The following is a 16412-nucleotide window of genomic DNA, read 5'->3' on the forward strand; positions in this document are numbered from 1 at the left end:
CTTTAGGGTACTAGAAACTGATGTTTCTAATGAAAAATCCGATATTCGGACCATTTTAGCATTTATTTTCAGTATGATAAAACACGGAATCCCTTCATATTTGGACTTTACGGCTTATTATTAACTTATTAATCCGGATATACAGTCGTTAACACATGAAAATATAACTATAGGAATAAACACATGATCTCCTTACCGTTTAATCCATCCTTTTATCATGAAAATCACGTTTTAAATAATGGAGAAAGGGTAAATAAAAAAAAGAAAAGGGGAGACATCATGAAAACCGATAGCAATAAGCAACACTTTAAATTTTTCGAGAGAACAAATAACTCTAAACCAAGCGAAAGAAAACAAATGAGCGATTTCGTCAAAAAAATGAAAATGAATGCTCAAAACTCTCATCTAAATGGTAAAAACTCATGACATATGGGATGTCATGAGTTTTTATCGTTTAAAGTGCGATTTCATTTCCCTGAAGGTTATGCCTCACACATTTTTTGATACCGATTACATTCAAAAAATGTTGGATTTTCTTCATGGAGGTTGCCTGATATTCATCTACAATGGCAAACTCTTTAATATAAGCGATTTTTTCTTGTACATCTGTATCTATATGATCATGGCTGTATTCTTTTTCATTCGATTTTTTGCATGTGTACACCACGGCTTCACCAATTTTCCTGGTTGCCTCATCAAAGTAAAAAGAAAACACAATGGCACATTCTTCATCGTAAAAAGAGGGTTGAACTTTCATATTAATATCAATCATTAACCTTACACCTCTCCCCGTTTTGTTATTTACACTATAACAAAATTAATAAAAGGAAATAGGCGTTCCAAACTACCCTCACGGTTCTTCCACACCTACCAAATGGACCTTACACTCCCAATGCATAGATAATTATAACTACAGGAATATGCGCAAAAGAATAATCCATTGATAAAAAAAAAAAACATCTTCAAATGAAGATGCTGAATGATTGATTGAAGCTTCATTACTTATTTATATAAACCTGGAAGTTCTGCGTAAAGGCCTGGTAATTCGCTTGGGACAATAACGAAAGCAGCGATGATAAGAAAAGATACGACTAATGCTTTAGTACTTTTTTTCATAGGTCATTCCTCCTTTTCTTTAAAAAAATATTGGTTAAAATAGAAATTAATTCTATAGTTATATTTAACCACATTTCTTTAAACCATATATTTCGACTAAAGAATCTATTTAATCAGTTAAGGACATGTACATATAGCTTTCACCGATTTTTCATAACAAAATATAACTCTAGGCATATTTCAAGGAGAATCAAAATGGATTTTTTTGCAGTTGGACAAAAGATCAAAGAGCTACGTAAACAAATCGGACTTTCCCAGGAAGAGTTGGCATCCGGCATTTGTACACAAGCACAGATCAGTAAGATTGAAAAAGGCGATGTCTATCCATATGCATCCACTCTCTACTTAATTTCTCAACGTTTAGGCGTTGATGTAAACTATTTTTTCGATATTGGAATGACCCCTAGGCTGGATTACGTGGAAGAAGTGATTTATCAATTAAAAATAGCCAGAAGAACCCGAAATTATGAGGAAATGCAGCAAATTGTAAAGGCTGAGGAGAACAGTCCTCTCTTTCTTCAGAATAAAAAGAATCATCAATTGATACTTTGGCACAAGGGGATATACGAATACGAAAAAAATAAAGATTTAGATAAAGCCATTGAATTTATTAATCAGGCCATCGCCATCACTCATACGACTGATAAAATTTATTCAGAACGGGAACTTGAAATCTTGAGTAGCCTAGGTGTAATGTATGTTGCCGAAGAACAATACGAAAATGCATTTGCCTTGTTAAGGAAAGCTTTAGATCACTTGAAAGCCCTGCCTTTTTTGACGGATAAAACGCTAAAGACACGTTTGTCCTATAATTTTGGCAGAGTGTTAACACGCCTGGTCCGATATGAGGAGTCCATTACCTGCTGCCAAGATGCCATAAAGTGGTGCCTCCAACATGATCAATTATATGCTTTAGCGGATTTACATTACCATTTAGGTTATAATTTTGAACTCGTAGGTAACTTTGATGAGGCAAAAGAGTACTTGGAAAAGTCAGCATTTCTCTTCACATTACAAAAAAATCATACCTTTGCTACATTCATCAACAAAAAGTTGGACAGTTGGAAGAATGAAATGAAAATAGACTAATTCCATATATTAAAGCCATTCCCCACGGGAATGGCTATTCCCATTCACAAGAATATGTAGAATCTATCACATATCAATTCCAAAACCTCTATTCTACATTTCAAATTCCAAGCCAAAATGAAGTATAATAAAGAGATGCTTCAAAAACCCACTTTTAAAAAAGGGTTCCGGCCCCTCATCACTTGGTTTCGTGAGTGTGAAGAGGATGAAGGATTCGTGGCATCGTTATCTTGAAGACCAGTTATTCCTGTTTGGAAGGCTATATATCCGAACTGCTTATATTCATGAGGGTTTTTGACGATATTGACTTTTACAGGGTTTAAATGAATATACGGCTTGTGGCATTGATGATTTGTTCGATTAAATGGATGAAGATGCAAAGTGAACGGCCATGAAATAAGTCCAGCATGATGCATATGATGGCTAAAAAAAGGCATTGCGGCAATTGCTCGGGATGTAATATACACGTCAAATCCTCGGTTAACCGAGGCAATAATATGGTTACTGATAGTTCATGATATACAAAATATAATTTTGGTTAACAGGGATTGACCCTGAAGGAGGAGAGTATGGAGCGGGAGTTGTTGTTAGTTGGGGAAAGGCTGGCGGAATTTTTGGAGGTCGGGAATCCGGAAGATTCGGACGTGGTGAATCAAGGGCTCCAGTTATACCGTCAGGGGCTTGTTGATATTAAAGAAGAATCGGTAGATACGATTGTGGCCGAGGTACAGGATGAGACTCGCTTTAAGTCCAGGTTGAATCTTCTCTTCCCTCAGGATGGAAGCTGTACATGTGATTCAAGGTTCATTTGCCGGCATCAAATGGCCGTTTTCTTTTCTGCGTATTCAGAAAACGCTAGTGTTTCCGATTGGCTGAGTGAATGGAAAGCACCAAAAGATACCTCAACCGCCCAAGCACTGCGGCAAGTAAAACGGGCGAGTGAATTACTTAAACAAGCGGGGGAGAAATCCCTCATCTTAGATAAAAACTATCCTTCATGGAAGCAATTCGTGAATGCAACCTTTGCTGAACATGTCGAGCCCCATATAGGCGAGCCTACTTATATAATTGAAAACCATATACAAACATACTTTAAACGCCTTAGCTCTAAAGCTCCAATGGAAAGGGAATGGAAACTGCTTTATCATTTTGTTACGCAATTTTGCACGATGCAGCTGACACTGAGAATGATTCAGTTACATAAAAGTCAGCCACAAACGATTCGGGTCTTTTATGCACTTGCTGTCGACCTAGCGGAAGAGCTGCATGAAACGGTGCAGCCGCTTAGCCGGCAAGCCAGGCCCTTCGCCTTTGACCCCTTCGTTTTCAGCATCAAGGAAGATGTAGCTAAATTACTTGACGGAGTAGAAGGTCTAGAATATGAAAAGATCGATCTCTACCGGGAGATTTGGAGCTTCTTATTCTCCAATTCCTCATGGCGTAAAGAGGAACTGGAACGAATCAAGAAAGAACTTCCTCAGAAGTATATGGGCACAACTGAGAGGACGTCCTATTCCCTCGCAGCCATTCACCTTTCCCTTCTGGAGAATCAAGATAAACAAGCGATTGGACTTCTCCATGAATTGAAGAAGGAAGCCTGTCCATACATTTTTTATTGGCTGAGTCTCCTGTCTGAATCAGACAATCGGTCACGGGCCATTCCTTTCATTGAATTCATCATCGCTAATGTCCAGGAGTTCCTTGCCGATTTATCCGATTATTATCAGCGGGTAGACTTCGTAAGGACCTTTACGACTTTAATCAGCAGTTGCTGTTATAAATTAAAACGGAACGATTTGCTAGAGAAATTTTACAGAGCCACCCTTCCGCACAGCTATTGGAACTATGCAAATTTCCTTTTTGAACAAGGACAATATAAAAAATGGGTGGAGATGCATATTTACTCAGAAATCAGCATTGACTTAATCAGCAGTGAATCCATCAAAGAAGTGGTCTCTAAAGAACCGGAACTAATCCTGCCCCTTTATTACCATGCGGTCCAGGAAAAAGTTTCCTTAAAAAACCGGCCTGCCTATAAGCAAGCTGTCCGTTATTTAAAAAGGATGCGCACCATCTATAAAAAGAGCAAAAAGGAAGACGTATTCGAACGTTATATTCTGTATGTGGCCGATTCAACCAAACGGCTTCGCGCTTTCCAAGAAGAACTAAAAAGGGGTAAGCTTATCGATGTTTAATCCAGGGAAATTAAAAATCAAAATAGCGGCTCTCGAAAACGGATCCTACGCCCTTGGTGCCGTCAATGAAGAGAATGCCTTCCTCAACACGAATTATATACGCAGGTTGCTATTCAATTGGGATGACGCAAGCTTTTATGGAACTAAAATGACTTCGGATACCATTGATGGAAATCCTGTATTCATTCTTGACGCTTGGGGACTCCTCAACTTTTTTGCGAAGGAAAGTTTCAACTCCTTCATAGAATGGGAATGGTCGGAGATATCCTCCCTTTGCCTGTCTGCTGCGCCTGTTCTTCATGAATCCATCGAAGCAGGGATACCCGTACCGGATTTCACTAATCTTCAGTTGGACTCCATCGGCTGGAAGCTGCCGGAAGAGGTAGAGGAGGAATTCGTCCCTTCCTTTTGGGAAGAAGAAATATCTTTAGATCTCCCTTCACCAGAAGTGGAAACCAATCGGACTTTTATCGAGAAATGGTATAACGGTGCCGCTAATATGTATTTAAAAAACTACTCACCTATGCAGCATAAATGGAGTGAAGCAGTCGGGGCATTAAAGGATTCAAGACTTTCCCCCGAAGAATTGCAGGCCTTTTTTGACAAAGACAGCTGGCAGGAATGGCTTGGGACCCAGCCCGATCCCAAACCATTCACTATAGGCCTCCGTTTGACTGAGCCTCCGGATGGTAATGGGCCCTGGGTACTTGATGTTACCCTTCGTTCCAAAAGGGATGAGAATATCATCGAAACCTATACAGGAAAAAAACTGCCGCGCGGCTGGAATAAGTATGCAAGTGAAGTGGTGCGTGCTACGAAACGCTGGCAACTCGTCGTACCATGGCTTGGAGAGAATGGACGTCTAAAAAGGGAGATTTCGGAAACGGATGCATGGGAATTCTTGACCGACGCAAGCGAAAAACTCCTGTTTCTTGGCGTCGAAATTCTCCTTCCATCCTGGTGGCTTGCCTTGAAGGAGTCCTCTTTGAAGGTGAAGGCGAAAGTAAAGAGCCAATCGAACCGCGGCCCTTCTTATGTCGGGTTAAAAGCTTTAATGGACTTTGATTGGCGGTTCTCTTTAAATGGAAAAGAGCTCACTGAGGCGGAGTTCGAGGAGCTCGTCGATGAAAAAAGGCGGCTTGTTTTCATCCGCGGCCAATGGGTCAAGCTTGACCCCGCTTTCATTAAGCAAATTCAGGAGCTGATGGAAACAGCTAATGAAAAAGGAATCCAACTGACTGACTTGCTGCAGCAGGAACTGTTGAACGGCGAAAATGAAGATGACGATAGTGATTCTGAAAACGACGAAATGCTCCGAATTCAATTTGAATTGAACCAGGAGCTTCGTAAAATGGTGGGAAGACTCAGGGAAACCAAAAACATCTCCATCCTGCCCGTCCCTAATGCACTTCAAGGCGATTTACGCCCCTATCAAAAACTGGGCATGAGCTGGCTCCTTTTTTTAAGGGAGCATGGCTTTGGTGCTTGTCTAGCTGACGATATGGGGCTTGGAAAAACAGTTCAGATGATAGCCTACCTCCTTCATGTAAAAGACAAAGAAGGAGCCAGTAAAGAGCTGCCCACTGCCCATATGGACATACAAAAGAGTGAACCGATCATTGTTGATGAGGATAGTAACGCAGAGAGCTGCGAAGAGGCTGAGGTCAATACCGCTACATGCGAATCGGTCTCTGTACAATCGTCGCTCATCGTATGCCCAACATCCGTCCTAGGCAACTGGCAAAAGGAATTGGAGAAATTCGCACCAACACTAAAAGTTCACCTTCACTACGGGTCTAATCGGGCTAAAGGTGAAGCATTTACTAAAATAGCAGTGGATCATGATATTGTCTTAACATCATATGGCCTTACCCACCAAGATGCAGCTGAACTATCCTCCATCCATTGGAGCAGCGTGATCCTTGATGAAGCACAAAACATCAAGAATGCCCAAACAAAGCAATCCAAAGCGGTCCGCAAGCTAAATGGCAGGCATCATATTGCCTTATCGGGTACGCCAATGGAAAACCGTTTAAGTGAGCTATGGGCGATTTTTGATTTCATAAATAAAGGGTATCTTGGAACGCTAGGACAGTTTCAGGAAAAATATGTGGCAACCATTGAACGTGATGAACAGAAGGATAAAATCAAAGAATTACAGCGTTTGATACAGCCATTTTTGCTCCGCCGTACAAAACGCGATAAAGAAGTCGCCCTTAATCTGCCGGATAAGCAAGAACAAAAGGAATTCGTACCGCTTACCACGGAGCAAGCATCGTTGTATGAACAACTGATCAAAGATACATTCACTGATATCGAACAACTGTCGGCCTTCGAAAGAAAAGGCATCATCCTGCAAATGCTGAATAAGCTAAAGCAACTTTGCAATCACCCGGCTCTTTACTTAAAAGAGATGGAAAAGGAAAACATCATGAAGGCGCCTAACCGTTCTGGCAAACTCGAGAAGCTGACTGAGCTTGTCGATGCTGTCCGCGAACAGGATGAAAGCTGTCTCATTTTCACTCAATATATTGGTATGGGCAATATGATGAAGGAATTGTTGGAAAAACGGTATGGCTTTGAAGTGCCATTCCTGAACGGGAGTGCGAACAAGAAGCAGCGTGATGATATGATCACTCGATTCCAAGATGGGGAATTCCCTGTCTTTATCCTGTCGTTGAAAGCAGGAGGCACGGGGCTGAATCTAACAGAAGCAAACCACGTGATTCACTATGATCGCTGGTGGAACCCAGCTGTTGAAAATCAAGCAACCGACCGTGCATATCGAATTGGACAACAGCGTTTCGTTCATGTTCATAAGCTAATTTGCACAGGGACACTGGAAGAAAAAATTGACCAGATGCTTGACAAAAAGCAAGCCCTGAACGACGAGATCATCAGCAGTGACAACTGGATCACCGAACTTTCCACAGAGGAAATCAAGGACTTGGTTGCTCTTCAATAATGTTCTCACACTCAAAAATCCGCTCTCACGATACGAAGTTGAATGAGGGCATGCTAGCTTATCAAGACATAAGAAAATAAAGGAGAATACATATTCGATATGTATTCTCCTTTTTATTCAAAAAGCACAGGTTAATGCTGCAAAAATGACCTCAGTTACTTCATTTTTCAAACTCTGAAAACCTTTAATAGCTTTCTGGACTGGTATATAACTTTCCCTGTCCGCCCATACTTAAGTAGCCATCCACCATCGATCTAAATCTGTTCAAATAAGTCTGTATCTATAAAGTGTCGCTCATCATTTTTCCCGAACGTTGAAAGAGGCACTTTATCATGGAAACCATAGCCTAAGAACCACCGGTAAGCCATATTTGTTTCAACTCCTTCGTTCGTTTTACGCATGGAACGAATACCGAAGTTATATTGAATGAATGTCAGTTTAACTAAAATAACTGAATCAATACTTGTGCGTCCTACCTCTGAATACATATCTTTCACCAAGTCATATTGAATGAGAAGTCAATGGTGGCCTCCATTTTTCGAACCAAATGGTCGTTGGCACCAGTTGATCTAAAGTAATCATTTCAAGTTGATCTCGCTGAATGGAATCATGTTTCGAAAGCATCGTCATCACCTAAAGTTTTAACACTTCCATTTTAAAACAAAAAGGACTGTAGGCAAAAAGAGATTTTAATTTTATAACAAAGTTGATTGGAACGGGTGTGCGAGACTCCTGCGGGAAAAGCGCGTCTAGGGGTGACCCCGCAGGCGCAAGCCGAGGGCGGACCGCCCGCGGAAAGCGAGTGCCCTACGTTCCAATCAATGTTCAAATTGTACAAGCCATAAAAAGACTGTAGTCAAGTTCGAACTCAGATGTCATTTTCTGTTTCAAAAAATCGATTTCACCATATAGAGTGCCGTAATCCAGATGATGATTGCAGAGATTTTATTTAATATTCCAAGGAATTTGCCTGATGCATCAACCTTTTTCAACAATCTTCCCGCAAAACATAATCCATGGAACCAGCACCATGACACAACGATGCATGTTCCCGTGAAAATCACTTTATCCATTCCTGAATAAACAAGTGAGCTCGAACCGATTACACCTATCGTATCCAAGATTGCATGTGGATTCAGTAATGATACTGATAAGGCAAATACAATTTGTTTTTTGGTGGACATTTGCATAGTTTGAGCGTCCGACTGTGGGTTCGCTTTGGCAGACCAAATTTGAAAACCCATATACAATAAAAAAATGACTCCGAATATGATTAATGTAAGACGCAACCAATCATATTGCATGACAATCAACGAAACACCCAAAATAGCTAACAGGATGAGCACTGTATCACAAATGGCAGCTGTGATTGTTGCAGGCAATGCTTTTTTTAAGTTCGGTTGGATTGCACCTTGATTAAAAATAAATACATTTTGCACTCCTAATGGAAGTATCAGCCCCAATGCCAATAATAATCCATGAAAAAATGGTCCCATACGAATACTTCCCTCCATTCACATTCAGTATAATGAAAAAGACAAAGGAATTGACCCTCCATTTGGTTGGTATTCAACCCAACCAATTTATAATGAATTTAGAACATGAAAGGGGTGGTTTTCGTATGTTTATCGACTGGAGGCCAAACCGGCCGTCGAGCATATCACTACACCAACAAATAGTAGATTGGATGAAACAACAAATTACACAAGGGGAATGGCCGGTTGCGACCAAGCTTCCCTCACAACGCTCATTAGCCGATTCTTTTGGCGTAAACCGAAGTACCATCATTACAGCTATGGATGAATTGATTGCGGACGGATTATTAGAAACTAGGGTTGGATCTGGCACATTCGTTTCGAATAACACATGGAATGTGCTCGTCTCTAGCAAACAGCCCGACTGGAAAAACTATGTCCGCAATGGCCTTCATGAACCTAATTTAAAAACGATTCAGGACATTAATCAGCATGAAACGGACTCTGCCATCATCAGATTGGGCACCGGCGAACTTTCTCCAACTCTATTGCCTACTAAAAAAATCGAAAAGTCTTTGCAATCCACTTCTTTTGACGCCCACTCATTAGGTTATTCTGAACCCAAGGGTGATAAGAGGCTACGCCAAAGTATAAGTGTTTATTTAGAAACAAAAGGAATCAACGCTAGCCCAGGCTCCCTCATGATCGTTTCTGGCGGGCTTCAAGCACTCCAGTTGATTTCAGTTGGTTTACTTCAAAAGGGCTCAATGGTTTTACATGAATCCCCTTCCTATTTAAATTCTGTTCATCCCTTTCAATCTGCGGGGATGCACTTAGTAGGTTTATCAAAACAAGGCCGGGAAAGTATTCCGACACAAATAAAGCGCATCAATGGAAGGAAGAAAGCGTCACTGTTTTATACTGTTCCAACGTTTAACAATCCAACCAATACTACATGGACTAAAGAAGAAAGACTAAACCTCTTATCCACATGCAAAAAAGAACAGATTCCGATTATTGAAGATGACGTATATAGTGACTTGTGGTTTGAAAAGAGACCACCGTTACCTATAAAATCCCTTGATACAGATGGCCTTGTATTGCACATTGGCAGTATGTCCAAAACATTGAGCCCCGGATTGCGAATCGGATGGATTGCTGGTCCAATAACTGTGATTGAACGTTTAGCAGATATTAAAATGCAAATGGATTACGGTTCCAGTGCACTGTCTCAACACCTTGTCGCAGACTGGTTAGAAAGTGGTCAATATACAAAACATTTAGAGTGGCTAAGGCATCAGTTGATAGTACGTAGAGATTTTACATTATCTCTTCTTAATCAGTATTTTAAGGGACTTGCAGAATGGCAAATACCTCAAGGCGGATTTTATATATGGGTAAAGTTATGTAAACCAATTGTGAATCAAAACCTTTTCAAGCAAGCGATAAAGGAGAATCTTCTCCTTAATCCGGGGTACATATATGAACCAAATAACAATACGCATCTACGGCTTTCATATTCATACGCCTCGGAGGAACAATTAGCTTATGGTATCCAAACCCTCTCAAAGATCATTCGGCGGCTGATTTGATACATGACATCATCGTGTTGAGACATTGATGGAGCTGCCTTGGCAGCCCCATTCTTATTGAACTGAACAATCTGAGTGGGTAAAGAAGTTGTCGAATTACGTTTCACTTAACGACAGTCACCTGCCTAAGAAAGTTAAAGAGGATATCACGGGGTAGCGGCCTTCCTTTTTACATTCCACTCTTTCGGTTGGATGATGAAAAAAGAATGGTGATTTCCATGATTGATCATAATATGATCGAGGATTGCGGTAAGCGCCTCACCCTTATTCTGCTGATATTCATCTGAACTTTCCTCAATGGTGATTTTTTCTTGGTGGGGGTCATAATTAATAGATGTTTTAGCACCCTTTTCAAAAAAGGAAAGGGTAACCTCCTGACATAGGGGATAATCCTTATAGGGTGAATCCGAGCGGGGCTCCTTTTCAAATGGAGAATTGACGTGCTGAAGTGCATCAAAAAAACTTGGTTTTGTAAGATTTGACCTGTGGCTTCCTATTTCTTCAAATTTCACTGTAATTCCACGACTATATACCTTTTTGCTCGATTTCTTCTTATAAATCATAGACATCCTCCTTTTTTATGATTCTTTATACCTAATTCCTTTATCTTTCACCAAATACCTGCTAAATAATAAAAATAATTCCCCACTAATAGATTTCCATATTAGCACAGTGAAAACACAGGAAACTACACCTAAAGAATTATACTTCAAATCCATAATCCGGAAAAAAAGCCCTCTTGGATAAGAGGACTCATACTGAAGACAAATTTGAATAAAGCGAGTTTGCCTTCAGTTTTTTCTTTAGGCTCTTTTCGTAAAGATTGTTGTTTTTAAAACGAAACTATTTAAGTTTGATTGGAGCGGAAGTGCGAGACTCCTGCGGGAGCAGCAGGACAGGTGAGACCGAGGAGGCTCACCGCCCGCCCCGCGGAAAGCGAGCATCTGGAGGGGAAATCAACCACAACTCACTACCTGGTAAATAGCAACAAAGTATGTGAAAACAGCCTTTCTTTAAAAAAGTTCCAATCAACGTTCTAATTACACAAACCCTCAAAAAAACTATCGGTAAAATCAATTATGTCTACAAACTGCAGCCCTCTTGGATAAGAGGGCTGTTTTTGGTCATTTTTTTGCTTTATTGATGTTAAAGGATTTCTTCGATTCATTTCCTGCAAGATCGGTCACCTTAAATTCAAACTTGTTGTTGCCTGATTTAAGCGGCAGTTCCAAATCCTCTATCTTCTTCTTATAGGCACGCATTTTATATGGTTCCTTGAATTCATTATAGAAAACTTCGCTTCCGTTTAGATAAAGGCGGATTTCATCGAAATTATCTTCTACCGTCACATCCACTTTTGGATTTTTGCCTTTGACTCCCACAGTTGCCGGTACACCTTTTACTTTTAAACCTGGTTTTGTTGCATCGACCATAATCGTCCGTTTAAAGGAAACCGTGTTATCCCATTTGTCCGTTGCTTTAACCGTAAAGTTTTGGACGCCATCTTCAAACTTCTTTTCATAAGTGAATTCATATTTATTATTCGTTTTGTTATACGTTACAGGGACCGTTTTATCATCGATTTTAAATTCTTTGATTTCCGACGCTTCTTCAATATCTCCTGTTATTTTGATTTTATTTTTATTGTTCACGCTTAAGGCCTCAGGACTTTTGATCTTTACAGCTGGTGCATGATTATCGATTGGAGCTGAATCATTAGCTAATTCAGTTTCAGCCGTTTTTTCATTACCTGCATAGTCAATTGCCACTACCTGAACCTTTTCCCCTTTTACATCAGGTAGAGTGAATTGTTTCGCATTCGCTGGAAGCGGCTCTTCCATTATGGATGCTCCATCGACTTGTACATCGTAATAGGCAAGTCCTGAACCATTCAAATTATCCTTACCTTGGATGGTTAATACATTACCTTTTTTCGAAATCTTGACTGTCGGCTTTACCGTATCGATTTTGATAGGCATTTTAAACGTCTGCCATTTTGCACCCTCGTAATCTATCATCGCTTTGATTTCAAAATAATAGACCCCATCCTTAGCGAGTGCATTATTGATTTTACCGTCCCATTTACGGGCTGGATTAATTGTGTATGCAGACCCTTTTCCACCATCATAATAGTCCTTTCGCACATTATTCTCCGTGCGAATTTTCCGGACTGATTTGTTCTCACCATTCAATATATTGAACTCTACCTTTTTCGCATTTCTCAAGAATGATAGGACCGGCACGAAGTCATCCTGTGCTCCATCGCCATTGGGGGAAATGGCAATATTTTTGCCATTAAATGTTTTTCCTGCAGGGTCATAGCCAAGATAAGTGAAATCTTTCCCTGCTGTCGATACTCCTCCTGCCCTGCCATAGAAAGACTCTTTATCATATATAGTGCCATCCAGGATCGGTGCCTTGTCCCATTTCCCTTTAAACCCTACATACGGTACATGCAGTTCCGGATGAGTGTCAGCTGGATCCTTCAATGATATGAACCCTTCAACAAAATATCCATTTGGGAAGACCTTGTCAATGTCTACAAGAGTCTGAAGGTCATCTCCAAGCACCTTTGCATTGGATATGTCCACTTTCACTTCGAATGTAACCGATTTTTTTGCAGGTACGGTAATCTTATTTGTATTTCTATTATTGATTTTAATTGAAGCGTCCTTAATTTCCTGTGCTTCTAACTGGTTAGCGGAATAACCCAGTTGTCCCTGGATTGCATAGTCTGTTTGGATATTTCCTTTTACATCATATTTGACTGCTTTGTTGCTGAAGTTTTCAACCTTTAAAGTAAACGCGAACTTATTGCCGATCTCCTTCATTGCAACCTTCGCTTCTTTCGTGAATGCCTCCGTCACAACAGCTGGTGTGGACAATGCGGCTTGCAGCTGCATGACTCCAGCTCCTTGCCTGCGAGGCGAGTAAGGGTTATCCCAGTCAAGGGCCTTATTTACGACACCCTGATCCGTTAATGGTTTTGAAGTATTCATCATCAGGTTCTTAGCCAAATTTGCCCGGGCAAATCCATCTAATTTAAAGTCTTTATCCACTCTTTCAAGAACCAGTGCAGAGCCGCCGGAAACATGTGGTGCAGCCATCGAAGTACCGCTCATCATACCATATTCATCATTGTTCAACGTCGAATAAATTTGTCCGCCTGGAGCAGTGATTTCCGGTTTGAAGTCCAGGTTCGGTGCGACTCCCCATGAACTGAATGAGCTCATTTTTCCTGCTTCTGGATTTACAGCTTTTGTTTTATCACCATTAAAGGTAATCTTCACCTTTTCTCCATCCATTAAGGCCGTTTTCAGCTTTGCACCATCCGATTTCAACATAAACAGCTGCGGAATGGTGATGCTTGGATCTGTAGCCATGGAGATATATCCGTCAGCATTATTGAAAATAATCACGCCAGCCGCTCCTGCTGCCTGGGCATTTTGCGCTTTTTCTATAAAAGAAAGCGTGCCGCGCTCGATGAGGGCGAATTTTCCTTTTACATCCACTTTGGAAAGCTCCCCTGGCGTCCCAAGACCTGCAGCGACCAAGTCATATGTTTTATCCTTTAATGCATTGGGATGTACGCTTGAGGCCGACATGAACGGCGCTTTTCCTGCTTGCCCGTTTATATCATATGTCGCCGCATCCAAATCCATATAGTTATTCTCGACCGATGCAACTTGTACCGAATCATAAGCAAGTCCAGGTGAACCTGAAACTCCAATATCCGGGTTCGAGGCTGACGGGTTTGCAAATCCATTTCCAAAGTGAGCCGAGTTTCCTGCTGAAATCGACATGAGAATCCCATTATCAACAGCTCTAGATACCGCCTGCTGCTCAGGATCTTCTGCTGATACAAAACCTGCAGTGGAACCAAGGCTCATATTCAGCACATCTGCCCCAAGGATGATTGCATCGTCAATTGCCTTAATATATATATCGCCCCAAGTTGTTTGCATGGCGGGATCATTTCCGAAGACCTTCAATGCTAGCAGCTGGGCTTCAGGAGCAACCCCTTTAATGCCGCCATTCTCTTCATCCCCATTGGCGCCAGCGGTTCCTGCTACATGCATTCCATGCATGGAGGCCCCTTCACCAAGGTCAAGGATTTCTTCATTTTCATCCATGTAATTGTATCCATAAGGTACCTTCGCCGTATAATAGTTGCCTAATAGATGGCTAGATTCCTTTATTCCGCTAATTTCACTTTCAGTCAGTTCTGCCTTATTCTCGTCGTTTAGGACCATATCACGGTGTGATGGGTCGATTCCAGTATCGATAATCCCGACGACCATCCCTTCGCCTTTATATCCATATTCCCGCCAAGCTTCCTGGGCTTGGACAAGTTCTTTACTATAAAGCATCTCGGGTTTTTCTACAGGACGTTCATATTCATTCGCTATATGTACCTCAGCAACTTCAGGCATGGCTTCCACCTTTTTGATTTCACCATACTGAAGTTCACCACTGAACCCATTGACGACTGTCGTAAAGCTTTCAAGTTCCTTGAAAGCTATTTTTTTCGCTTTCACCTTTTTTTTCAATTTCTTCTGGTTAGCCAGCTTTTCAGACTTTAATTGTTGTTTCTTACTTTTCGATAACTGTTTAAATAGCTTACCCTCTTTGGAAGCTATTTCTATCGCAGGCGCTTCCTTCATCTCTACGATGACCCTGACCTTCTCGTTACTTTTATAATTCTTTCCCATATCGTTTTTCTTCAACTTCAGGATATTCTGCTGATTTTTCTTCCCTTCACCAGAGCCGCTCGGTGAATTCGGAAGCTGGGCAGCGGAAACGCTTGCAGTAAACACTAATAGAAAGATTGCTAGAATGGACAAGCTACGTTTAATCAATGAACTTTTCCTCCTCTAAAATAATGAATATTTGGAATTTTCTTACTGAGTATAAAAGTATCACAACTTTTGGGGTGATTTAAGAGATAATAGTCACTATTTTCCTATTTAGAACTAGGATATTGTCATTATTTTTCATAAATTAATAGATTCACAAGATAATCGACAAAAAGATGGTGATGTTAAAACTAACATCACCCATTTACTTCTAGTTTTTCATTCTTGGATCCAAAGCATCGCGCAGTCCATCACCCATTAAGTTAAAGCCGAGGACAGTTAGCATAATCGCAAGACCAGGAAACAGCACCGTCCATGGTGCCTGAATGATAAATGACCTCGAATCGGCAAGCATTTTACCCCACTCTGGTGCCGGCGGTTGAGCACCGAGACCAAGGAACCCGAGTGCTGCACACTCAATGATGGCGGTGGCAATCGCCAAAGTACCTTGAACGATGATGGGTGCAAGGCTGTTCGGAAGGACGTGGTGAAGTAGAATCCTGCCATCCCCCATTCCTATTGCCTTGGCAGCTGTTACATATTCCTCTTCTTTCACCGTTAAAACTCTCGAACGTAAAAGCCTCCCGAATATAGGGATGTTGACGATGGCAATGGCAATGAGTGCATTGCGAAGAGAAGGCCCCAAAACGGCCACTACGGCAATGGCAAGCAATATACTTGGGAATGCCAGAATGATGTCAAAGACCCTCGATATTATTGTATCTATCCACTTACCGTAATACCCGGCAATGATTCCAAAAAAAGATCCAACCACGACAGACCCTGCTACAGATAAAAAGCCGACTCCTATTGATATGCGCGAGCCATAAATGACCCTGCTCAAAATATCACGGCCAAATTCATCCGTTCCAAACCAGTGTTCCGCAGACGGTGCCAAATGTTTGTCACTTAGCTTTTGCCCCTCAAATGAATAGGGTGCTATAAGCGGCGCGAAGATGGCGATTAAGATGAAAAATAAGACAATCCCCATACCAACAAGGGCTACCTTATTTTTCTTAAAGCTTTTCCATCCTTCCTTCCAGGGAGAGATGACTTTTTCCTCTGTTTCTTTAGGAGGAAGGATTGGCGATGTATTCGTTGCAATTTCAGGCATGAGTTTCCCT

General features: G+C 41.1%; 9 protein-coding genes and 1 pseudogene. 4 read left to right on the plus strand and 6 right to left on the minus strand.

From position 1 onward, the window contains the following. Positions 1-454 precede the first annotated feature (454 nt). Complete coding sequence (locus tag ACFX4X_RS01135; RefSeq protein WP_089361999.1) at positions 455-772, minus strand: hypothetical protein; 318 nt, start codon at positions 770-772, stop codon at positions 455-457. A 539-nt stretch (positions 773-1311) separates the two neighbouring features. Here ACFX4X_RS01135 and ACFX4X_RS01140 point away from each other — a divergent pair. The 3 genes from ACFX4X_RS01140 to ACFX4X_RS01150 all read left to right on the plus strand — a co-directional run bounded on the left by ACFX4X_RS01140 (position 1312) and on the right by ACFX4X_RS01150 (position 7365). Continuing rightward, complete coding sequence (locus ACFX4X_RS01140; RefSeq protein WP_377380957.1) at positions 1312-2205, plus strand: helix-turn-helix domain-containing protein; 894 nt, start codon at positions 1312-1314, stop codon at positions 2203-2205. Positions 2206-2774: 569 nt separating this feature from the next. After that, positions 2775-4400, plus strand: a complete 1626-nt coding sequence (locus tag ACFX4X_RS01145; protein WP_284469219.1) for a hypothetical protein — start codon at positions 2775-2777, stop codon at positions 4398-4400. Next, positions 4393-7365: a DEAD/DEAH box helicase gene (locus tag ACFX4X_RS01150; RefSeq protein ID WP_377380960.1), complete on the plus strand. Its 2973-nt coding sequence runs from the start codon at positions 4393-4395 to the stop codon at positions 7363-7365. Before ACFX4X_RS01145 ends, ACFX4X_RS01150 begins: the two co-directional genes overlap by 8 nt. Before the next feature lie 257 nt (positions 7366-7622). On the opposite strand, the pseudogene ACFX4X_RS01155 reads toward ACFX4X_RS01150, so the two are convergent. Further along, positions 7623-7989: pseudogene (locus ACFX4X_RS01155) on the minus strand (transposase); the annotation flags it as partial. Positions 7990-8252: 263 nt separating this feature from the next. After that, entirely contained in the window at positions 8253-8861 is a 609-nt protein-coding gene (locus ACFX4X_RS01160) for a LysE/ArgO family amino acid transporter (protein WP_284469217.1), read from the minus strand. A 125-nt stretch (positions 8862-8986) separates the two neighbouring features. Here ACFX4X_RS01160 and ACFX4X_RS01165 point away from each other — a divergent pair, with 125 nt between their 5' ends. Beyond that, positions 8987-10432, plus strand: a complete 1446-nt coding sequence (locus ACFX4X_RS01165; protein WP_284469216.1) for an aminotransferase-like domain-containing protein — start codon at positions 8987-8989, stop codon at positions 10430-10432. A gap of 146 nt (positions 10433-10578) precedes the next feature. Here the strand turns inward: ACFX4X_RS01165 and ACFX4X_RS01170 are convergent, their stop codons facing one another. The 3 genes from ACFX4X_RS01170 to ACFX4X_RS01180 all read right to left on the minus strand — a co-directional run bounded on the left by ACFX4X_RS01170 (position 10579) and on the right by ACFX4X_RS01180 (position 16402). After that, the gene (locus ACFX4X_RS01170; RefSeq protein WP_284469215.1) at positions 10579-10995 is read right to left on the minus strand and encodes a hypothetical protein; all 417 of its coding nucleotides are present in this window, start codon (positions 10993-10995) and stop codon (positions 10579-10581) included. Positions 10996-11556: 561 nt separating this feature from the next. Next, positions 11557-15291 carry a S8 family serine peptidase gene (locus ACFX4X_RS01175; RefSeq protein WP_377380966.1) on the minus strand — a complete coding sequence of 1245 codons (3735 nt, stop codon included), beginning with the start codon at positions 15289-15291 and terminating at the stop codon, positions 11557-11559. A gap of 208 nt (positions 15292-15499) precedes the next feature. Next, the gene (locus tag ACFX4X_RS01180) at positions 15500-16402 is read right to left on the minus strand and encodes an ABC transporter permease (protein WP_089362004.1); all 903 of its coding nucleotides are present in this window, start codon (positions 16400-16402) and stop codon (positions 15500-15502) included. Positions 16403-16412: the final 10 nt, after the last annotated feature.

Origin of the sequence: Peribacillus sp. YIM B13481 (assembly GCF_042787985.1) — a bacterium.
Lineage (GTDB): Bacteria > Bacillota > Bacilli > Bacillales > DSM-1321 > Peribacillus > Peribacillus simplex_A.